Origin of the sequence: Streptomyces sp. NPDC005483 (assembly GCF_040606035.1) — a bacterium.
Classification (GTDB): Bacteria; Actinomycetota; Actinomycetes; order Streptomycetales; family Streptomycetaceae; genus Streptomyces.
Genome location: NZ_JBEXEA010000018.1, coordinates 50,654 through 70,089, shown reverse-complemented (window position 1 = coordinate 70,089; position 19,436 = coordinate 50,654). Strand labels below are relative to the sequence as shown.

General features: G+C 68.6%; 19 protein-coding genes and 1 pseudogene. 9 read left to right on the top strand and 11 right to left on the bottom strand.

Annotated elements, in window-relative coordinates; all coding sequences use genetic code 11:
- Positions 1–495 (bottom strand): annotated as a pseudogene (locus ABZT06_RS30955) (hypothetical protein); the annotation flags it as partial.
- A gap of 297 nt (positions 496–792) precedes the next feature.
- On the opposite strand from ABZT06_RS30955, the gene ABZT06_RS30950 reads away from it, so the two are divergent.
- Positions 793–1,608 (top strand): SAM-dependent methyltransferase, encoded by an 816-nt coding sequence (locus ABZT06_RS30950; RefSeq protein WP_355748188.1) that lies wholly within the window; start codon positions 793–795, stop codon positions 1,606–1,608.
- Positions 1,609–1,612: 4 nt separating this feature from the next.
- On the opposite strand, the gene ABZT06_RS30945 is transcribed toward ABZT06_RS30950, so the two are convergent.
- The 5 genes from ABZT06_RS30945 to ABZT06_RS30925 all read right to left on the bottom strand — a co-directional run bounded on the left by ABZT06_RS30945 (position 1,613) and on the right by ABZT06_RS30925 (position 4,432).
- Positions 1,613–1,912: a zinc-ribbon domain-containing protein gene (locus ABZT06_RS30945; RefSeq protein WP_355748185.1), complete on the bottom strand. Its 300-nt coding sequence runs from the start codon at positions 1,910–1,912 to the stop codon at positions 1,613–1,615.
- A gap of 109 nt (positions 1,913–2,021) precedes the next feature.
- Complete coding sequence (locus ABZT06_RS30940) at positions 2,022–3,017, bottom strand: BtrH N-terminal domain-containing protein (RefSeq protein ID WP_355748182.1); 996 nt, start codon at positions 3,015–3,017, stop codon at positions 2,022–2,024.
- A gap of 57 nt (positions 3,018–3,074) precedes the next feature.
- The gene (locus tag ABZT06_RS30935; RefSeq protein ID WP_355748179.1) at positions 3,075–3,371 is read right to left on the bottom strand and encodes a hypothetical protein; all 297 of its coding nucleotides are present in this window, start codon (positions 3,369–3,371) and stop codon (positions 3,075–3,077) included.
- Between the two features lie 12 nt (positions 3,372–3,383).
- Positions 3,384–3,587: a DUF397 domain-containing protein gene (locus tag ABZT06_RS30930; protein WP_355748176.1), complete on the bottom strand. Its 204-nt coding sequence runs from the start codon at positions 3,585–3,587 to the stop codon at positions 3,384–3,386.
- A complete protein-coding gene (locus tag ABZT06_RS30925; RefSeq protein WP_355748173.1) occupies positions 3,587–4,432 on the bottom strand; it encodes a helix-turn-helix transcriptional regulator in 846 nt (281 codons plus the stop codon). Before ABZT06_RS30925 ends, ABZT06_RS30930 begins: the two co-directional genes overlap by 1 nt.
- A gap of 203 nt (positions 4,433–4,635) precedes the next feature.
- On the opposite strand from ABZT06_RS30925, the gene ABZT06_RS30920 reads away from it, so the two are divergent.
- Positions 4,636–5,298 (top strand): ATP-binding protein, encoded by a 663-nt coding sequence (locus ABZT06_RS30920; protein WP_355748170.1) that lies wholly within the window; start codon positions 4,636–4,638, stop codon positions 5,296–5,298.
- A gap of 75 nt (positions 5,299–5,373) precedes the next feature.
- On the opposite strand, the gene ABZT06_RS30915 is transcribed toward ABZT06_RS30920, so the two are convergent.
- Positions 5,374–8,442 (bottom strand): DUF3427 domain-containing protein, encoded by a 3,069-nt coding sequence (locus ABZT06_RS30915; RefSeq protein WP_355748560.1) that lies wholly within the window; start codon positions 8,440–8,442, stop codon positions 5,374–5,376.
- 399 nt (positions 8,443–8,841) lie between these two features.
- On the opposite strand from ABZT06_RS30915, the gene ABZT06_RS30910 reads away from it, so the two are divergent.
- Together ABZT06_RS30910 and ABZT06_RS30905 are read left to right on the top strand one after the other, a co-directional pair.
- A complete protein-coding gene (locus ABZT06_RS30910) occupies positions 8,842–9,621 on the top strand; it encodes an MEDS domain-containing protein (protein ID WP_355748167.1) in 780 nt (259 codons plus the stop codon).
- The gene (locus ABZT06_RS30905) at positions 9,618–10,580 is read left to right on the top strand and encodes a sensor histidine kinase (RefSeq protein WP_355748164.1); all 963 of its coding nucleotides are present in this window, start codon (positions 9,618–9,620) and stop codon (positions 10,578–10,580) included. The genes ABZT06_RS30910 and ABZT06_RS30905 overlap by 4 nt, the downstream gene beginning before the upstream one ends.
- 133 nt (positions 10,581–10,713) lie before the next feature.
- Here the strand turns inward: ABZT06_RS30905 and ABZT06_RS30900 are convergent, their stop codons facing one another.
- On the bottom strand, positions 10,714–11,724 hold the full coding sequence (locus ABZT06_RS30900) for an SEC-C metal-binding domain-containing protein (RefSeq protein ID WP_355748161.1): 1,011 nt from the start codon (positions 11,722–11,724) through the stop codon (positions 10,714–10,716).
- Between the two features lie 86 nt (positions 11,725–11,810).
- Positions 11,811–13,283, bottom strand: a complete 1,473-nt coding sequence (locus ABZT06_RS30895; RefSeq protein WP_355748158.1) for a beta-1,6-galactanase — start codon at positions 13,281–13,283, stop codon at positions 11,811–11,813.
- Between the two features lie 301 nt (positions 13,284–13,584).
- Between ABZT06_RS30895 and ABZT06_RS30890 the strand changes: the two genes are divergently transcribed.
- Positions 13,585–14,367: a class E sortase gene (locus tag ABZT06_RS30890; protein WP_355748155.1), complete on the top strand. Its 783-nt coding sequence runs from the start codon at positions 13,585–13,587 to the stop codon at positions 14,365–14,367.
- A 55-nt stretch (positions 14,368–14,422) separates the two neighbouring features.
- On the opposite strand, the gene ABZT06_RS30885 is transcribed toward ABZT06_RS30890, so the two are convergent.
- Complete coding sequence (locus ABZT06_RS30885; protein WP_355748152.1) at positions 14,423–15,814, bottom strand: MFS transporter; 1,392 nt, start codon at positions 15,812–15,814, stop codon at positions 14,423–14,425.
- A gap of 68 nt (positions 15,815–15,882) precedes the next feature.
- Here ABZT06_RS30885 and ABZT06_RS30880 point away from each other — a divergent pair, with 68 nt between their 5' ends.
- From ABZT06_RS30880 to ABZT06_RS30865, 4 genes are all read left to right on the top strand, one after another.
- The gene (locus ABZT06_RS30880; protein ID WP_355748149.1) at positions 15,883–16,410 is read left to right on the top strand and encodes a helix-turn-helix domain-containing protein; all 528 of its coding nucleotides are present in this window, start codon (positions 15,883–15,885) and stop codon (positions 16,408–16,410) included.
- Positions 16,411–16,445: 35 nt separating this feature from the next.
- Positions 16,446–16,757, top strand: a complete 312-nt coding sequence (locus ABZT06_RS30875; protein ID WP_355748146.1) for a DUF6412 domain-containing protein — start codon at positions 16,446–16,448, stop codon at positions 16,755–16,757.
- A gap of 89 nt (positions 16,758–16,846) precedes the next feature.
- On the top strand, positions 16,847–17,560 hold the full coding sequence (locus ABZT06_RS30870; protein ID WP_355748143.1) for a YidC/Oxa1 family membrane protein insertase: 714 nt from the start codon (positions 16,847–16,849) through the stop codon (positions 17,558–17,560).
- A 128-nt stretch (positions 17,561–17,688) separates the two neighbouring features.
- Positions 17,689–18,546 (top strand): fumarylacetoacetate hydrolase family protein, encoded by an 858-nt coding sequence (locus ABZT06_RS30865; protein ID WP_355748140.1) that lies wholly within the window; start codon positions 17,689–17,691, stop codon positions 18,544–18,546.
- A 15-nt stretch (positions 18,547–18,561) separates the two neighbouring features.
- Here ABZT06_RS30865 and ABZT06_RS30860 read toward each other — a convergent pair whose 3' ends face one another.
- The gene (locus ABZT06_RS30860) at positions 18,562–19,419 is read right to left on the bottom strand and encodes an LLM class F420-dependent oxidoreductase (RefSeq protein WP_355748137.1); all 858 of its coding nucleotides are present in this window, start codon (positions 19,417–19,419) and stop codon (positions 18,562–18,564) included.
- Positions 19,420–19,436: the final 17 nt, after the last annotated feature.

Here is a 19,436-nt window from a genome sequence, read left to right as displayed (position 1 = left end):
TGAGCCCAGTCCTGTGGAGCCTGCGCCGGTGGTGCCGGATCCCGAGCCGAGCCCTGTGGAGCCTGCGCCGGTGGTGCCGGATCCCGAGCCGAGCCCTGTGGAGCCTGCGCCGGTGGTGCCGGATCCCGAGCCCAGTCCTGTGGAGCCTGCGCCGGTGGTGCCGGATCCCGAGCCGAGCCCTGTGGAGCCTGCGCCGGTGGTGCCGGATCCCGAGCCGAGCCCCGTGGACCCCGCGCCGGTGGTGCCGGACCCTGAGCCGAGCCCTGTGGAGCCTGCGCCGGTGGTGCCGGACCCTGAGCCGAGCCCCGTGGACCCCGCACCGGTGGTGCCGGACCCTGAGCCCAGCCCCGTAGACCCCGCGCCGGGGGACGAGGAGCCGGAGCCGCCCGTGGAGTCGCCGCCGGCGCCGCCGAAGGAGCACCAGCCCGAGCCCGAGCCCGAGAAGCCGAAGCCCGGCACGCCGGGGGAGGAGACGCCCGTACCGGAGCCTGGCACCCCAACGCCCGCTGATCCCCCGCCGGTTGAGGAGACACCGGACCCACCGACGTACTCGGAACCGCCGACCGCGCCAGAGTCACCGGGGGGACCGGTGTCGCCGGAGCCGCCTGCTCCGTCAGTCCCTCCGTCGGACCCGTCACCCGACCCGACCCCCACACCCACCAGCCCTCCCGCCCCCGGCGACGACTGCGGCCCCGGAACTTCCGCCACCGTCAAGGGAGTTGAACCGGCGTAGGGACAGCTGACGTGAGCCCCGTCGGTCAGGCGGGCGGGGCCGCCCGAGAGGAGCCCCCCGTGGGCGAGAACGGCTTCCGCGCCGACGAGATCGACACCAGCAAGCCGCACCCCGCACGGATCTACGACTACCTGCTCGGCGGCAAGGACAACTACGAGGTCGACCGCCAGGCCGGAGAACAGCTCATCGCGGCGGCCCCGGAGGCGCGGATCGGCGTACGGGCCAACCGGGCCTTCCTCAACAGGGCCGTACGTCACGTCATCGGCACCGGAGTCCGCCAGATCCTGGACATCGGCACCGGCCTGCCCACCTCACCGAACGTCCACGAGACGGCCCTGGAGGTGGCGCCGGACATCCGCATCGCGTACGTCGACAACGACCCGATCGTGCACACTCACGCCGACGCCCTGGTCAACGCGAACGGCGCGACCGGCACGCCCCGCACGACCGGCATCGCCCTGGCCGACCTGCGCGACCCGAGGGCGATCCTGGACGACCCCGACGTACGAGCCGTCATCGACTTCGACGAGCCGGTGGCCCTGCTCCTGGTCGCCGTCGTCCACTTCCTCACGGACACCGACAAGCCCGAGGAGATCATCGCCACCCTCCGAGACGCCCTCGCCCCCGGCAGCCACCTGATCCTCTCCCACGCCACGGGCGACTTCGCCGACCGCAGCGGGGCGGCGGCCGTCTACAGCAAGGCGACGGCCTTCATGAACCTGCGTACCCGTACCGAGATCGAGCGCTTCTTCGACGGCTTCGAGCTGATCGATCCCGGCGTGGCCCAGGTCCCGTTCTGGCGTCCGGACACGCCCCCGCCGCCCCGCTCGCACGAGATCGGCTTCTACGGCGGGGTGGCCCGCAAGCTCACCTGAGCCCTTACTGGTGGTACGGCTGCTGCGGTGCCTGTCCGCCGTGCACCTGACCCCCCTGCCCGCTTGAGCCGGCCTGCGCCTGCAACCGCTCCGCGTCCTCCGCGCTCACCTTGTTCTCCGCCCCGCAGAAGGTGCACTGGGTCGCGTACTTGGTGGAGATCGGGAACAGCGGCACGAAGAACAGCGTGAACTTCGTGACGCGCTTGCGCAGGGTGTGCGCGGCCGGATTCCCGCAGCGCCCGCACACCAGGGTGAGTATCGCGAGCTGGTACAGGTACCCCTTAGTGCCGAAGAGGATGAGCATGGTGCCGCCTTCCGGGATCGGTGCTTGAGAGGCAGTATCCACGCACCGGGTGCCCGCACCGAACGGTGCTACGGCCTGGCCGTGAGACCTGCCGGGACCGGGCCGGGATTCAGGGTTCAGCCTCCAGGCGGCTCAGCGCCTCCATGGCCTCGCGTTCGATGCGTGACAGCTCACCGAGGGCAGCACCCGCCCGTACGAGGAACCGCTCGTCCCCCGACTCACCGGCCTCGGCGATCAGCGCCGCGACCTCCGTCCACAGGACGGCAGCCTCGGCGTACAGCCGGTGTCCGGTGCGCAGATGATCACTGTCGACGAATTCGGCGCACTCCGCGAGGAAGTCGCGGTAGAGGTTGCGGAACAGCGCGCCCCCCGTACCGGCCTTCTCCATCAGCAGGGCGGCCTGCGGCAGGTCGCGCCGCGGGTCGTCGCTCCGTCGCAGCCAGGTGGGCACCAACCTGCCGCTCTTCTCGATGCCACGGTGCCCCAGGTTGGCGATGGGCGGGTTGAGGAAGGCGTCCGCGCAGCCGGTGATGGCGGGAACGATCCTCTCGCGCGGAGCGGGCAGGTCCTTGGGAGCGGTGAGGGTGAAGGACCGATGCCTGGCGGTCATGGGCCCACGCGCGGCCCGAGCCTCGGCAAGACTGCCCAGACCGGTGGACACCGCGCCGCCCTGCTGCTCGGTGTCGACGAGGTGGGCGAGCCGGTCGTCGTACCCGTACATCGCGACGACATGCCCACCGAAGTGCACCTTCGACCCGAAGTAGTCCAGGTGAAAACTGTCGAGCTGCAGCCCCACGGGCCGCCCGCCATCGATGACCTCCACGACGTTTGCCCAGCCCTTGCGGGGAGAGGCGGTCTCCCGCACGTCGAGGTCCAGCCCAAGCAGGTCGGCCAGATTCCGAGTGAGCTCGAACGGCCTGACCCGCCCCCCGAGGAAGGGAAACCCCATGCCCTTGCTGTCCCAGTACACGAAGGACAGCCCCCGTCCGACCCCGAAGAGCATGGCTTCGGAGAGATCGATGCCCTGGTGACGGAGCAGCACGCCGAGAGCCGTGGTCTCGCAGTGCTGCATGCCGCGGGGGTCGATGCCGTTCACGGTGGTCACGCGGCGCTCTCCTGATCGGGAGGATCGGCTTGGTCATCACCGCCGCGATGACACCAATTACCGCTCATCGGTCTCCCCCCTCAGGTGCCCCATGAGATCGATACATTCCTGTACCGCCGTCTCGAAGTCAGGGTCCTGGCAGAGACGGATCCGGCCTCGGTAGTCGACGATCACCGATGCGACCGCGGTCAGTTCCGCCTCCGACGACGCCTCCAGCGCCCGTTGCAGATCCGCTTCGAACGATGACTGGTCGTTGGGGAACCCTCGGTTGGACCGGAGCGCGGCACGGATCTCGCCGATGGTCCGCAACGGCATCAGCCCCGGCCCGAGCCTCTTCGCGTGCGGTCCGCTCACGGGCGTGTGCTCCTAGAAGTCCCCAGGAGGGGTACGACGTACTCCAGACAGAAAGCTGCGCCAGGCCCCCACTGAAATGGCGAGGTACGGGCGTTCAGGTGCTTTGGAATCTCGCACCAGGACCTCGGGCTGAACGACGGCGGCCTCTACGCACTCGGTTCCGCTGCCTCCGCTGTAGGAGGACTTGAACCACTCGTGCGTCGATGCCTTCGTCATCAAAGCTCCTTGCTTATACGGCGGATGACCGCCGCCGAGGACTCAAGGTCGAGCGCCTGTGCGCTGAGGTACTCGAACGCCAATCTATAACGCTCCAGTTCCCGTTGCTTCTCCATGAAGAGGCCGCCGCCGAGCAAGTCCACATACACCACGTCCAGTTCGGGAGACGGACCTCGCAGGACCGCGAAGCTGCCTACGGCGGCTGCGTGCGCACCAGATGAAAAGGGGAGCACTTGGATGGTGACGTGCGGTCGTTGTGACATGGCGAGTAGGTGCTGGAGCTGCTCCTGCATGACCTCGCGGCCGCCCACCCTGCGTCGCAGCGCCGCCTCATCGATCACGCACCAGAGCAGCGGGGGTTCCTCTCGTTCGAGGAGTTCCTGCCTCTTCATGCGGATGTCGACCATGTGCTGAACTTCGCGCTCGGGGCACTGCACTTCCGAGGCACGGTGTACGGCTTCTGCGTAGGTGCGGGTCTGCAGGAGACCCGGGACGTACATGCAGGCGTAGTGGTCTTCGCGTACGACTTCGTCCTCAAGCGTGAGCATGAGGTTCATCGACTCGGGGATGGGGTCGTCGAGGGAGCGCCACCAGCCCTGGATCTTGGCGCCTTTCGCGAGCTCCACGAGGGCGAGCCGTTCCTCGTCGGAGGCGCCGTACTCGCGGCAGAGGGCATCAACGGCCGGCCACTTGACGGTTCCTTCCTTCGTTTCGTAGCGGCTCAAGGTCGCCTTCGAGATGCCGACGCGGGCGCCCGCCTCTTCGAGGGTCAACCCCTCTCGCTCGCGGAGTCGGCGGAGGTCGGCGCCGAGTTGGCGCCTTCGTGTCGTGGGTCCAACTGCCATTCCTGCGGCCCTTCGTGTCGATCTAGCAGATCGTCCTGGTTGTCCCAAGGGGACGGCAAGGTGGCGCGCGCCGGGGGCGCTCGCCGTATGTCCACACCACCAGAGGCATGATATGAGAGTTCCATTTTGAGAGTTCCAATGCAACTCTTTGTAGGTGGGTGGTCGCACCCCGTAACTCGGCGCGAAGGTAGAGGTGTTGATGGATGGACTGCATCGCGGGTGTCTCAAGGAAGCCGTGGAGCCTGCCCTTCACCGCGGAACCGCAGGAGGTCGCGGCGCTCCGGCGAATCGTGCGGCTTCACTTGGGGCTGTGGGGGCTTCACGGTGTCATCGACGCTGCTCAGCTCTGTGTCAGCGAATTGGTGTCGAACGTCATCAACCATGTCGGCACCGGCACTCCCACCACCCTGGTGGTTTCGATGAGCGGGAATCGTGTGCGGATCGAGGTACGCGATACCGGCACACGCGCCCTCCCGACGCTCCTGGACGCCACGCTGGATGCTGAGTCCGGTCGGGGAATGGCGCTGGTCAGCGCCGTGACAGACCGCTGGGGCGTTCAGCTTCAGGCTGACCACAAGGTGACATGGTGCGAGCTGTCGACAGGCTTGCCGTCGGCCGAAGGGCACTGCGGGGGCGCTCGAGTGAGTCGAGTGGAGACCTTGCTGAGCGCCTACGGCTGCGCACCCGAAGGTCTATCGCTGGCCGGTGCTGGAGCGCTGGCGGTGGTCGAAGAAGCGGCGATCGACGTTGTGGTCGACGTCCTTCACTGGTTGAGAGCTCACGGGCGTGACGCTGATGAGGCGCTGGATCGCGCGCAGACCCGCTTCGAAGTGGAGGCTGAAGAGGCTGAAGTCCTCGCTACCTGAGGGAAGGTGGAGGACCCGGGCCACAGGCGGCGATGCTTGATCACGACTGCCGATCGTGGCCCGGATCCTCCGTCGCTATCCAGCCGCAATGGTCGAGTACGTCCAGACATCGGCCGGGAGCTCGTGATGGAGGTCCCACGTGATCGCCATCGGCTTGCTGCCGGCGTGATCCACGTATGTGGCCGGGCCCAGGAACATCCACGGCTCCGACTTCCCGATGGCGTTGCGCTTGTAGCGGCGGAGGAACAGCAGGATGTGGCTCCCTTGCTGCTTGTGCCCCTGGTAGCGCAGACCTGTCGGAGAGTTTTCCGGCGTATTGCCCTGCGACTCCCAATGGAAGCGTGTGGGGCTGATCGCGTAGTCCTTGTAACGGACACTGGGGGAGAAGTCCCGCTCGCTCTTCTCCAACGTGATCAGCAGGGCGTCCGTCTTGATCTCCTCGATCCAGCTCACGCCTTGACTGAAGACTCCGGGCATCTGGCCACCCAGGCGCGCAACTCCGAGAGCGGCCAACACCTCGGAACGGTTGTACGCGCTGTGGATCTTCAGGGGAAGGTGGCTGAGCGGTCCTTCAAGGGTGATGGGGAAGTGGTCGGTGCGGTCGAGGACATACGACAGGACCTGCCGCAGTTCGTCCCGGAGTAGGCGCTGGGCGCGCAGGGACTCCAGGCCCTCCCGGTAGCCGGAGAAGCCTCCGGCCCTGTCCCAGAGGTTGAAGAAAAGCATGCGGGCGTATGCCTGGTCGGCGTGCGTGAGAGAGTCGTAATCGGGGGCGTCGTCGGCGAGTAGGCGCAGATACGTCTGGGCCCGTTCAGGATCGTCGACGTGGAGGAAAGCGTGGACGCGCTTGAGGAGGTCCTCTTCGCCGGGGAGTGGGGCCTCTTTCACGATGCCCGCCTTACGCAGGACCTTGGTCCACGAGTTGTCGCTCTTGTAGAGCTCCTTGATGTCCCGCCTGCTCTCGCGCAGATAGGCATCGAGCTCGGGCGTGCTGTAGTCCCTGACCTCCTTCGCGAGCGTGTTTATGGTGGCGTTGAGCTGCGTGCGAATGTTATCGAGGACGAGCCTCTTGGACTTCCCCTCCAGGATGATCTGACAGCCGGAGGGGAGGTGGGGGAAGTCGCGCTCGATACTGTCGACGAGTCGGTTGCGTGAGAGGTTCGTCAGCGCCCGGAACTGCTCCTCAAAGCGGAACTCGGCCCGGTGCTGGCCGATGAAGTCGAGTACGGTCAGCACCGGTTTGTTCGGCGTACGGCGAAGACCGCGCCCCAGTTGCTGCAAGAAGACGGTCGCGCTGTTCGTGGGGCGCAGAAGAAGGAGGGTGTCGACGTCGGGGATGTCCAGGCCCTCGTTGAACAAGTCAACCGAGAAGATGACTTGGATCTTGCCGTCTTTGAGATCCCTCAGGGTCCGCTCGCGCTCTGCGGCAGTCGAGTCACTGTCGAGAGCCGCGGCCCGGAAGCCGACCTTCTCGAACTGCCTTGCCATGAAGTGCGCGTGCGCCTTGGTCACGCAGAAACCCAGGGCCCGCATGGCCGCCGGGTTGGCGATCTTGTCCTTGACCTGTTTGATGACGATGAGAGCTCGGGCGTCACTGGCCGTGTAGACATTGCCGAGCTCGTCCCGATCATAGGAACCGGCACGCCAGTTCAACTGAGTCAGATCCGTGCCATCCGGTATCCCGAAGTAGTGGAACGGGCACAGCAGGTCTGCCTCGAGCGCTTCCCACAGTCGCATTTCGGCAGCGATCCGACCGTCGAAGAATTCGTCTTGGACGTTGAGCCCGTCCATCCTCTCCGGCGTCGCGGTGAGACCGAGTAGCTCCGTCGGCTTGAAGTGGTCCAGTACGCGGCGGTAGGTGCCTGCTGTGGCGTGGTGGAATTCATCGATGACGATCACGTCGAAGTGGTCAGGCGCGAGCTGCTCCAGGCGCCGGAGGTTGAGGGACTGGACGCTGGCGAAGACGTGAGTCCATTCGCTGGGTTCCTGGCCATTGAAGAGCAACTCGCCGAATGAAGCGTCGGCGAGTACCTCTTGGTAGGTGCGGAGGGACTGCTTAAGGATCTCCTTGCGATGCGCGACGAAAAGCAGTCTGGGCAGGCGCCCTTCTTGCTGGTCGCGCATGGTGCGGTAGTCCAAAGCCGCCATGACGGTCTTGCCGGTGCCGGTCGCCGCAACCAGGAGGTTCTCGTGGTGCCCGCGAATCACCCGTTCGACGCGAAGGCGTTCCAGCATGTCCCGCTGGTGCGGGAACGGCTGTACTTCGAGTCCGGAGAGGTTGATCTTGAGGTCGGCATCTGACCCGCTCCCGCCCGCCCGAGCCAGGGCGTCTGTGAGTCGCTCGCCGTCCTCATCGGGGTCGTACGACTCGAAGGAGGTGTCATTCCAGTACGCGTCGAATGTCGCCTGGAACTTGTCGAGCACTCGGGGTGTGGCGACCGACGACAGCCTTACGTTCCACTCCAGACCGTCCAACAGCGCGGCCTTGGACAGGTTGGAGCTGCCCACGTAGGCCGTATTGAAGCCGGTGTTGCGACGGAACAGCCAGGCCTTCGCATGAAGTCGTGTCGACCGGATCTCGTAATTGACCTTGACCTCGGCGCCGAACTCTCGCACCAGACGGTCTACGGCGTGGCGGTCGGTGGCTCCGATGTAGGTGGTCGTGATGACCCGGATCTTGGCTCCACGTTCCGTCGCCGCGCGGAGTGAGTCTTCGAGCACCCTTATGCCGTGCCACTTGACGAACGCACACAGCAAGTCGATGCGGTTGGCCGTCGCAAGTTCCGCACGCAGCTCGGCGCCCAGATTGGGGTCGTCCGGCGCGTTGGTGATCAGAGCCGTCTCGGAGAGGGGCGTCAGTGGACGGATCGCGTAGACGCCGGGTGCTTCCGGTTCGGCGACAGCCAGCAACTGGCGAGGGCCGTCAGCGATGGTGGCGCCCGTGCTGTCCTCATCCGGGTCGGGCGCGCTGGCTGCCAACGACTGCACGATGTGGTTGGCGACGGCCACCTGCTCCTTGTGGGGGAGCTGGGCCAGCCTGCGTCCCACAGCCTCACCGATGTGGCGGGCCAGTATGTGGGGCGTGGACTCCTTGCTGACCTCCGCGTCGATGGCCTTCCATCCTGCGGCTTCGAGGCCCACCATCTGATCTTGAAGATCTTGCGTCACGAGCTTTTCGTAGACGCCCTTCTTTAGCTGCCCCGCATCCCCCGCGTCCCCCACGGCTGCTCCTTTGGTCTCTCCCACCGATAGGGATCAGTTCTAACAGCAACCACTGACAATCGAAGGCGCCGTGTAGAAAAGTGATCATTTTCAGGCAGTCGGTTGGTGGGATCACGCCAAGGTCTGTCTGTGAGCGTCAGTCTTCTGCACTGACTGTCGTACCGCTGCACGGCGGTGAGCTGGTCGTCGGCCAGGAGCTCGCCAGAAGGCAGCCGCAAACCTTGTCGATCTTCGTTGCCTCAACCATCGTCAGGCCGGCGCAGTACTCTCTGTATCCCAGGTCGGAGATCGGAAGGGGGCCAGGTGAGGGTGGCGCGGACGTTGTCCACGTTCGATGACGTCGAACTCGGTGACCACGTCTGCTGGCTCACGGACTCGACCGGCATGGCCGCTGCGGATGTGCGCGCGTACGTGGCCGACGGCGCTCTGTACGGCGACAAGATCGTGGTGGTCGGTTCCGCCTCCGGCCTGTCTCGTGAGCTGGTGCCGTCGGCATCGGTGATTCTCGACTTCCCACCCGTCGCCGATCCCGACTCCGTCCTGGCTGCGGTTCGCCGGGAAGCACGTACCGCGGTTCGGGAGGGCTACCGGTCCGTGCGCGTACTGACCGAGCGGGCGCCTGCGCCGGTGTCCGGCGGAGCCGAGGAGCTGGTGGCTCAGGAGCTTAGGCTCGACGAGTTCGCCTCGGAGAACAACGCCATCGTGGTGTGCGCTTTCAGGACGTCTCAGTGGGACGCGCCTACGATGGAACACGTGGCAGGTGTACACCCGCACGAGATGGGCATGCGCGCAGAACATCCGGCCTTCCGGATGTACAGCACGGGTGCCGACAGCTGGGGCGTGGACGGAGTGATCGACTCGGAGTGCGCCGACGCCTTCAACGTCGCGGTACGGGCAGCGGTCCGGTTCTCACCCGAGGTGAAACTGCGCTTCGACACCCTGGACATGATCGACGCCGCCGGCATGCACGCACTCGTCGACGCCGCCCGCCACCTGCCGGGCCGCCGGATCGTCGTGGAAGGCGCCAACGACACCGTGCGCCTGTGCTGGGAACTCGCCGGCTACGCGACCACCGGCATGCCGGTGGTGATGGCCGCATGACCGAAATCCTGCCCTCGGACAACCCCGGCCAGGCCCAGCCCCCGTTCCGCCACGAGCTCTACCCCTACCGCGGCGACGCGCAATTCCTGTCCGGGACCCTGGGCTACATCCACGAGGCCCTGGAAGGCGGCGAAGCCGTGGTCGTCGCCGTCCCCTCGGGCAAGGCGTCACTCCTGCGCGGCGAACTCGCCGACCAGCCCGCCGTCACGTTCATCGACACCACGACGCTCGGCCCGAACCCCGGCCGTCTCATCGGTGCCTGGGTGGAGTGGATGAAGGAGCGGGGCGCGAGCGACAGACCCGTACGGGGCATCGGTGAAACCGCCTGGCGGGAGGCCCGCAGCGCCGCCCACCTTTCCGAGTTGCGCTATCACGAGTGGCTCCTGAACCGCGCTTTCGCCCGCAGTTCCGCCTGGTCGATGCTGTGCCCCTACGACGACACCGACGGGGACCAGAGCGCCCTGCAGGCCCTGTCCCGTTGCCATCCGCTGATCCGCCAGGACGGCCACTACGTCCGCAACGAGGGCTTCCTCACCGCTGCGGAGTACCCCTTCGAGGCCCTTGACCCTCCGTGTGATCCCTTCCAGGAGCTGAGTTTCACCCACGGTGACCTGGCCGCGATCCGTTCGAAGGTCTCCCAGTGCGCGTCGGACGCGGGCCTCCCGGTGGATCAGCAGCGCAAGCTCGCCGTCGCCGTCACGGAGATCGCCACCAACAGCATCCGGTACGGCGGCGGACACGGGACACTGCGGACGTGGACCCAGGACGCGACATTCGTGTGCGAGTTCCGCGACGCCGGCTACATCCCCGACGTGATGGCCGGACGCGTCCGCCCCACCATCGACCAGATCGGCGGCCGGGGCCTCTGGCTCGCCCACCAACTCTGCGACCTCGTCGAAATCCGCTCCACCCCTGACCAGGGCACCGTGATCCGCCTTCACATGCAGATCCCCCGTTGACGCGCCCGAAAAGCACCGATGAGCTGAGCTTCGGCAGCACAGGCAGCACAGGCAGCACCTAGGACAGGGACAGGGCAGGTCCCGGCACCGACCAGCAGCTCCTCGGACCCGCCCCGCCCCGCTCAGCGCTCGCTCACTCCCCGTGGCACTCCCCGTAGAGCCGCCCCGAACCGCACCAGCACGCCGTCCCCCGCTGCGGCGGCCACTCCACCGCGCGGCCCCGGGCCGCCAGGGTCGTCGCGTACTGGGGGAGGAGGGTGGTCTCCGCCGGGGACATGCCCTCCGACGCCGCGAACGCCTCGTACGAGGGGACCGTGCCCGTCACGATGCCCAGGTTGGCCGTGCCGGAGGCGGACAGCTCGCGCAGGGACGCCTCTATCGTCGCCAGGTGCTCCTCGTGGGAGGGGTACTCCGAGGACAGCGAAGGATACGCGCTCACCAGTTCCGTCAGTTCGGAAGCGGGCCAGTGCAGGACCGCCACCGGGAAGGGGCGGGACAACGCCTCCCGGAACGTGCCGAGTTCGGCGCGCAGGCGGGAGATCTCCGCCTGAAGTTCCGCCGGGTTCTCCGAGCCGAGCGACCAGACGCGCTTCGGGTCGTGCAGCTCGTCCAGGGAGACCGGGGAGGAGTTGACGGTGTCCGCCAGGAGGTCCCAGTCGTCGTGGGCCAGGCCCAGCATGCGGCGGACGCGGTGGCGGCCGAACAGCAGAGGATGCGTGGAGTACGGGGGCTCCGATACGTCCGTGAGGAGCACCCTCGCTCCCTCCGTGAACGTCTCCTGCGCCTGCTCCAGCTCGTCGTGGGACTCCAGAGCCTCCGCCACGATCACCCACGGGGCCGGGTCCCGGGGGGACGCCGTGCGCACGCCCTCGATGATCGCGCGGGCCTCGGCCTCATGGCCGTACTCCCAGAGGTTCGCGGCCTTGAGGGCTCGTACCAGATGGGGGTTCTCCAACCCCTGGGACGAGGACAGCAACCGGTCGTAGAGGGAGGACGCGGCGGGGCGGTCGCCGGCCAGTTCCAAGTGGGCCGCGGCCTGCACGAGCAGGGCTTCGGCGTCCTCGGGATACCGGTCGGCGGTCCGCTCCAGGCGCGCCGCTTCGGCGTTGTGGTCGACGTTCTCGGCAGGCGTGTCGGGGCGCATGGGGGACACCGTACTGCCGATCAGTGTCAAAGAAGAGAGAGGTGCAGGCCAGGGGCCGCACAGGACCCCGGCCAGCACCCACGCCCTCAGATCGTCACGCCGTCGATCTGCAGTGTCTGCACCGCCTTCGCCGCGAACGGCACCGCCACCGACTTCCCGCTCAGGAAGGTGTTGGAGTACGACACGTATTTGTCGCCGCCCGTCGTCACCGTGTTCCAGCGCGGGACCAGGCCGCCGGAGCCGCCCGTGACCGTGGTGAAACGGGACAGGTCGAAGGTCAGGGTCTGGGCCGAGGTCGAGGTGTTCAGGGCCACGATGACCAGGCGCTTGGCCGAGGAGTCGTAGGCCGCGACCGCGTTGCTCACACCCGTGTCGATGATCTTCATGCCGGGGCGGATGTGACGGCTGAACTGGGCCAGCACGTAGTACTTCGTCTCGATCGCGCCGGACTGAAGGCTACTGGCGTCGTACTTGATGACTCCCCAGCCCGCTGTCGGGTCCATGACCTGCCAGTAGACCCAGGCCGTGGGGTGCAGCCAGCGGAAGTCGTAGAGGAGGTTGAAGGCCGTGGTGTAGCCGGTGCCGTCGCCGTCGCCGGTTTCGGAGTTCCACAGGGCCTTGCCGGCCGTGGTCACCACGTCCGTGTAGAGAAGGTCTCTACGGCCGTCCGAGCCCTGGTAGCCGTGGACGTTGACCCGGTTCACGTACCCCTTCGTCGTCGAGCTGAAGGAGTTCCAGGTGGTGCGGGCGAGGTCGTAGCTGGTCTCGTCGGAGGCCGAGATCTTCACGCCGGTCAGGCCGCGGTTGTTCAGCTCGCTGCGCAGGTACGGCAGTACGGCCGACTGGACCGTCGCGTCCATGTGGCAGCCCTCCTGCGTGCCGGTCGCCGTCCACCAGGACGAGGAGGGCTCGTTGAAGGCGTCGACCGACGAGAAGTTCACGCCCCAGTTGTTCTTGGCGTACAGGGCGGTCGCGGCGAGGTGGGAGGCGTGCTGGCGGTAGTTCCAGGTCTGGAGGTTGTTGCCGCCGCCCGAGGCGCCGGAGGGGTTGTGGTTGCTGCACATCCACCACATCGGGGAGTTCGCGAAGAGCTCACTCACAGCGCCTCGCTGGGTCGCCTTCACCAGCATCGCCCGCTGGTTCGCGTCCGCCGTCCAGTGCCACGCCGAGGACGTCGGGTCCTCGTTGTTCCAGTCCTGCCAGTAGCCCTCGATCTGCTTGAACGCCGGGATGTTCGGCGAGGCGACCATCGACGAGCCGCTCACGGTGTTCCAGCTGGACGCGCCCAGGTTGTAGCGCGCGATGTTGAGGCCGAGGCCGGGGAGCGAAGTGCCGTTGTACGACGTCGACTTGGTGGTGAAGAAGATGTCGGCGAAGTCGTCCCGGGCGCCGAACACGTTCGCCCACCAGGCCAGGGAGGTGCCCCAGCCCTCCCAGGTGCCGTACGACGTGCCCGGACTGACGGCGATCGTTGCGTCCGCACGAGCGGTACCGGTGGCCAGCGCGCTGCCGAGGAGGGTGCCTCCTGCGGCTGTCAGCAGCGTTCTGCGTCGGATCATGGCTACTCCGAACTCCGATGGATCGACGCGGCCGTCTGACCCGCGTCGTGGCCTGCCCCGTTCATGCCACGACGAAGCATCGGGTGTGGCCAGTGGGGTTGTCGAGAGTTATGACAGCCCTTCCTAAAACCAGTGGAGGAAGTTCGGTATACCGGACATGCCGACCGCCGCGCCGGCTGTACGCGACCGCTCTGCCGGGCCCGCCGCGACCGCTCCGCCCCCTCTACGAGGCGCTCGGCACTGGTGACTTGAAGGCCCTGCGCTTATCGTGCGGGCGGCCCCGTCCGAGGAGGCGTGACCCATGCGGCAGCGCATCATGCACCACGGAGCCCGGCGCCGGCGCGAGCGTCGCCGCCGCGCGGTGTGGACCGGCGGCGAGCTGCTGGTCACCGTGGGCGTCGTCCTGCTGCTGCTCGTCGTGCACCAGCTGTGGTGGACCAACCGGGAGGCCAGGCAGGGCGCTCAGCACAGGGTCGAGGCGCTGGAACGGGAGTGGGGACAGGGCGGGGGAGCCGACTCCGGTACGGCCGCCGACTCCGGTTCCACGGCCACTGCTCCGGCATCTCCGGCCGAGCGGGACGTCCCCTCCACCGCCTCGGCCCCCGCCGCCTCGGCCCCCGCCACCCCGGACCCGTCCCAGGCGTACGCCGTCCTCAGCATCCCCCGCCTCCACCTCCGCGTCCCCGTCGCCGAGGGCGTCGGCAAGCGGAGCGTCCTCAACAAGGGGTACGTCGGCCACTACCCCGGCACCGGACAGCCGGGCCGCGCCGGGAACTTCGCGCTCGCCGGGCACCGCAACACCCACGGCGAGCCCTTCCGGTACATCAACCGCCTCACGCCCGGGGACACCGTCCGGGTGGAGACGCGCAGCGCGGTCTACACGTACGCCGTGGACAGGACGTTGCGCCAGACCTCGGCCCGCGACTCGGGGGTGATCCGTCCGATCCCGCGCTCGACGGTCCATCCCACCCACGGCTACACCACGCCCGGTTACTACCTCACCCTCACCACGTGCACCCCGGAGTACACGTCCCGGTACCGACTGGTGGTGTGGGGCAAGCTCGTGTCGACGCGGCCGCGTTGACGGCCTCACCCTGCCTCACTCGGCACCACTCGGCCTCACCCGGCGTCACCCGGCATCACCGCTCCCGTAGCCCCAGCACGCTCGCGGCCGCCACCAGTGCCAGCCCCGCCGACACCAGCATCGCGATGTCCGCCCCGTGGGCGAGGCCGCCGCCGGAGGAGGTGGCGATCGCGATCGTCAGCGCGACCCCGGCGCAGGAACCGATGTAGCGGAAGGTCTGCTGGGCCCCTGATCCCATCGCCGCCCTCCCCGCCGGTACGGACTCCACCGCCAGCAGCGGGAGCGCCGCGTTCAGCAGGCCGCTGCCGACGCCGGCGATCACCAGGCCGGGCAGCAGCCGTACCCAGGACCCCGCGTCCAGCGAGCCCAGCATGGTCAGCACGCCCGCCGCGTGCAGCAGGAAGCCGATCGCGAGCTGCCAGCGCGGCGGCACCCGGCCCGCCAGACGCCGGACCTGGAGGGCCACCGCGAAGGACAGGCCGGACCAGAGGAGGAAGAGCCAGGCGGTGTCCATCGCGGACAGGCCGACCGCCTGCTGGAGCAGGGCCGGGAGGAAGCTGAACAGGCCGATCACCGCGAGGCCCGTGAACAGGCCGCTGGAGGAGGAGGCGAGGAAACGGCGGTGGCGCAGCAGGCCCAGGTCGATCATGGGGGTGGCCGAGCGGCGCTCCACCGCCGCGAACACGGCCAGCAGGACCACGAACGCCAGCAGCAACAGCCCGACCGGGGCCCGTAGCCACCCGTCCCGGCCCAGGGTCAGCGCCGCCACCAGGGAGACCAGCGCGAGCCCGAAGGTCACGGCCCCGGCGAGGTCGGGGCGGCCGCCGCGCGGGGCCCGGGACTCCGACAGGAGGCGTGCGGACAGGGCGGCCACGAGCACGGCGGCGGCGCCGAGAACGCCGTACGACACTCTCCAGTTCGGCATCGCGCCGCTCAGCAGAGGGCCGATCGCGATGCCGCCGCTCACGAACGCGCCCCATACTCCGGTCGCGTGCAGGCGTCCCCTGGGTGAGGGGAACGCGTGGACGATCAGGCCAAGGCTGCTCGCGAGGAGCGCCGCGCTGGCCGCGCCCTGGGCGATCCGGGCCAGGGTGAACAGCCAGGTGGACGAGGTCAGCGCGCCGAGGGCCGTGGTCAGGCCGAGCGCCAGGGTGCCCGCGACGAAGATCCGGCGGCGGCCGTAGTCGTCGGCGAGGCTGCCGGCGACCAGGAGGAGGGCGGCGAGGCCGAGCGGGGTGCCGTTCAGGAGCCAGGCCTGGGCGGACAGCGGGGTGTGCAGGTCGGCGGCGACATCGGGGAGCGTGACCATCGGCGCGGTGTACGTCATGAGGGCCACGGCGGTGGCCGTGCTGGTCAGGGTGAGCGTGGCGGTGGGGGGCGCGGGAGACGCCTCGGGGGTCTCGGCGGCCTTCACCTCAGTGAGAGTTCGTTCATTGAACCTAGCCATGGCGAAGACCGTAGCAGAGTGAGTTCGGTCATTGAACCCACGACCGGAAAATGGTTACAGTGGGCCCCATGGCACTGGGCAAGGACTACGCGACACAGGAATGCTCGATCGCCCGCGCGCTGGAGATCGTCGGCGAACGCTGGACCCTGCTCGTCGTCCGCGACGCCCTCTACGGCGTCCGGCGCTACAACGACTTCCTCGTCCACCTCGGCATCCCGCGCGCGGTCCTCGCCGCCCGCCTCCAGATGCTCACCGAGGAAGGGATCCTCGAGAAGCGCCGGTACCAGGAATCCCCGCCGCGCGACGAGTACGTCACCACCGACCGCGCCCTCGCGCTGTGGCCCATCCTGCGCGCCCTCGGCCGCTGGGGACGCGAGCACCGCGGCGAGAGCGCGCTGCGCCTCTTCCAGCACACCGAGTGCGGCACCGAGCTCGGCGCCTACGGCGAATGCCCCGCCTGCGCGGCCCTCGTACCGGTCGAGGAGGTGCTGATGGTGCCGGGCCCCGGACTCGATCCGGACCCGGCGGATCCGGTCAGCCGCGCCCTGCTCAAGCCGAGGAGGCTCTTGCAGCCCGTCGCGGTCGATCAGGTATAACCGGGGGAGGACCGACAACAGGGAGGGGGAGCGCCATGATCCGCAACTGGACGACCGTGCGCCCCGCCGCCGTGTTCCTGCTCCTCGTCCTCGACGTCGTCCTGCTCGACACCAGCAGCCTCTCCGCCGCGGTCGCGCTCGCCGCGACCGCCGCGGCCGGCTCCGCGTTCGCCGCCTGCTCGCTGATCGCCTCGCGCTGCGCGCCCGCCGTACCGCCCACCCGGGTCCGTACGGCCATCCGCGACCGCGCCCGCCGTACGGCCTTCCTCCCACAGCGTGACCCCGACGCCAAGGGGCGTTCCCGTCCCCGGGCGCCCGGCCACGCCCTCCGGACGATCACCGCGTAGGAACCCCTCGCGCACAGGGGTGTCCCGCGCGGGTCGTCATGCCGTCTCACCTCACTTCCGGCACGACGAGACCCCCGGAGGGCTCACCCATGTCCGTCTTCGCTGATCTGGTCCAGCACCTCGCTGACCTGCTCCACCCCCTCTTCGGCGCCACCGCGGCCGCCGCCGCGATCGTCCTGTTCACCGCGTTCGTACGACTGCTCGTGCACCCGCTGTCCCGCGCCGCCGCCCGCGGCCAGAAGGCCCGCACCAAGCTCCAGCCGAAGATCGCCGAGCTTCGCAAGAAGCACAAGGACGACCCCGAGAAGCTCCAGAAGGCCGTGATGGCCCTGCACGCCGAGGAGAAGGTCTCACCGCTGTCCGGCTGTCTGCCCGGACTGTTCCAGCTCCCCGCGTTCTTCCTGCTCTACCACCTCTTCTCCAACACGACGATCGGCGGGAAGGCCAACGAACTGCTCAGTCACGAGCTGTTCGCCGCGCCGCTCGGCGGACGCTGGGCGGACGCGCTCGGCAGCGGCGGGGTGTTCGGGGGAGCGGGGCTCGTATACGTCTGCCTCTTCGCGTTCGTGGTCGTGGTGGCGACCTTCAACTACCGCCGCACAAAGCGGATGATGGCCGCGAACCCGGTGCTGCCGGTGACGGACGGGCAGCCGGTGCCCGGGGTCGGCGCGGTGAGCAGGCTCATGCCCTTCATGTCCTTCTTCACGCTCTTCACCGTGGCGGTGATGCCCCTGGCGGCCGCGCTGTACGTGGTGACCAGTTCGACGTGGGCCGCGGTCGAGCGGGCGGCCCTCTACCGCTGAGCCGTCGTGGTGACGGTCCAGTCCGTGAACCGGGTATTGCGGACTGGACGCCCAGCTTGGAGGATCGACCAGTCATCCGATGGCTGCACCCGTCGGCGGACGCCCCGCGATCTAGGGAGATAGTGATCATGAAGCTGCTGCGAGTCGGTACGGCGGGAACGGAGACGCCCGCGCTGCTCGACGCCGACGGGGTCCTGCGGGACCTGTCCGGTGTCGTGGACGACATCGACGGGACGCTGCTCGCCGACGACGCGGCACTCGGCCGCATCCGCGCGGCCGCCGAGGCCGGGGACCTGCCGGCGCTGGACGCCACGGGGCTCCGTGTCGGGCCGCCGGTCGGGCGGATCGGGAAGATCGTCTGCATCGGCCTGAACTACCACGACCACGCGCGCGAGACGGGTGCCGAGCCGCCCGCCGAGCCGGTGATCTTCTTCAAGGCCGCGGACACGGTGGTCGGGCCCTACGACACCGTCCTGGTGCCCCGGAAGTCGGTGAAGACCGACTGGGAGGTCGAGCTGGCGGTCGTGATCGGGCGTACGTCCCGGTATCTGTCGTCCGCCGAGGAGGCGCTCGCCCATGTCGCCGGGTACGCGGTGGCGCACGACGTGTCGGAGCGGGAGTTCCAGATCGAGCGCGGGGGCACGTGGGACAAGGGGAAGAACTGCGAGACGTTCAATCCCCTGGGGCCGTGGCTGGTGACGGCTGACGAGGTTCCGGATCCGCAGGACCTGTCCCTGAAGCTGTGGGTCAACGGGGAGCTGAAGCAGAACGGCACGACCGCCGAGCAGATCTTCCCCGTGGGTGAAGTGGTGCGGTACGTCAGCCAGTTCATGACCCTGTACCCCGGCGACGTGATCAACACGGGCACGCCGGCCGGGGTCGCGATGGGGGAGCCCGAGCCCAAGCCGTATCTGCGGTCCGGGGACGTGGTGGAGCTGGAGATCTCGGGGCTCGGGCGTCAGCGGCAGGAGTTCAAAGACGCCTGAGGGGCGGGGGAACCTTCAGGCCAGCAAGGATGCGAGCTTGCGCCATGCCTCCCTCGGAAGGCTGTAGCGCGGGCCGCCGTCCACCACCTGCAGGGCCACGTGGTCCGCGCCCGCCTCGATGAACTCGTCGACGCGGGCGCGGATCTTCTCGTCCGTGCCCCAGGCGTAGACCGCGTCGACCAGGCGGTCGCTGCCGCCGTCCTTGAGGTCGTCCTCCGTGAAGCCGTTGCGGAGGAAGTTGTTGGTGTAGTTGGGCAGGGCGAGGTACATGGCCAGGTAGTCGCGGGCCACGGTGCGGGCCTTCACGGGGTCGGATTCGAGGACGACCTTCAGCTCCGGGGCCAGCAGGGGCTCTTCGCCCAGGAGTGCACGGGAGCGTGCCGTCTGGTCGGCGGTGATCAGGTACGGGATGGAGCCGGCCGCGCGGTCCCGGGCCAGCTCGATGGTCCTGGGGCCCAGCGCGGCCAGGACGCGGCCCTCGGCCGGGACTCCCGCCTCGTCCAGGGCGTCCAGGTAGGCCACCAGGGCCGAGTACGGCCGGCGGTACTGCTCCGCGAGCTTGGCGTGGCTGACGCCCAGGCCCAGGGTGAAGCGGCCGGCGTGGGCGGCGTTCAGGTCGGTGTAGCTCGCGGCGGCGGCCTCGGCCTCGTGGTCCCAGATGCTCTGGATGCTGGTGCCGACGACGATCCGCGACGTGGCCTCCAGGAGTGGGGCGGCGTTGGCGGCGGAGCTGCTGCCGCCCAGCCAGATCGCGCCGAACCCGAGCTCCTCCAGCTCGGCGGCGGCCTCGGCGCGTTCGCCCGCCAGGGACGGGTCCTCCCCGCGCAGACCGCCGCCGTTCCAGATGCCGTACTTTCCGATGCTCTGCTTCATGGCAGGTGCCAACGATC

Bases quoted from the DNA above. Each gene is read 5' to 3' on its own strand.
- ABZT06_RS30945 (WP_355748185.1), bottom strand. From the start codon at position 1,912: ATGCTCATCCTCTTCGGCACTAAGGGGTACCTGTACCAGCTCGCGATA.
- ABZT06_RS30930 (WP_355748176.1), bottom strand. From the start codon at position 3,587: ATGACGAAGGCATCGACGCACGAGTGGTTCAAGTCCTCCTACAGCGGA.
- ABZT06_RS30925 (WP_355748173.1), bottom strand. From the start codon at position 4,432: ATGGCAGTTGGACCCACGACACGAAGGCGCCAACTCGGCGCCGACCTC.
- ABZT06_RS30920 (WP_355748170.1), top strand. From the start codon at position 4,636: ATGGACTGCATCGCGGGTGTCTCAAGGAAGCCGTGGAGCCTGCCCTTC.
- ABZT06_RS30915 (WP_355748560.1), bottom strand. From the start codon at position 8,442: ATGGTGGGCCTCGAAGCCGCAGGATGGAAGGCCATCGACGCGGAGGTC.
- ABZT06_RS30905 (WP_355748164.1), top strand. From the start codon at position 9,618: ATGACCGAAATCCTGCCCTCGGACAACCCCGGCCAGGCCCAGCCCCCG.
- ABZT06_RS30900 (WP_355748161.1), bottom strand. From the start codon at position 11,724: ATGCGCCCCGACACGCCTGCCGAGAACGTCGACCACAACGCCGAAGCG.
- ABZT06_RS30895 (WP_355748158.1), bottom strand. From the start codon at position 13,283: ATGATCCGACGCAGAACGCTGCTGACAGCCGCAGGAGGCACCCTCCTC.
- ABZT06_RS30890 (WP_355748155.1), top strand. From the start codon at position 13,585: ATGCGGCAGCGCATCATGCACCACGGAGCCCGGCGCCGGCGCGAGCGT.
- ABZT06_RS30885 (WP_355748152.1), bottom strand. From the start codon at position 15,814: ATGGCTAGGTTCAATGAACGAACTCTCACTGAGGTGAAGGCCGCCGAG.
- ABZT06_RS30880 (WP_355748149.1), top strand. From the start codon at position 15,883: ATGGCACTGGGCAAGGACTACGCGACACAGGAATGCTCGATCGCCCGC.
- ABZT06_RS30875 (WP_355748146.1), top strand. From the start codon at position 16,446: ATGATCCGCAACTGGACGACCGTGCGCCCCGCCGCCGTGTTCCTGCTC.
- ABZT06_RS30870 (WP_355748143.1), top strand. From the start codon at position 16,847: ATGTCCGTCTTCGCTGATCTGGTCCAGCACCTCGCTGACCTGCTCCAC.
- ABZT06_RS30865 (WP_355748140.1), top strand. From the start codon at position 17,689: ATGAAGCTGCTGCGAGTCGGTACGGCGGGAACGGAGACGCCCGCGCTG.
- ABZT06_RS30860 (WP_355748137.1), bottom strand. From the start codon at position 19,419: ATGAAGCAGAGCATCGGAAAGTACGGCATCTGGAACGGCGGCGGTCTG.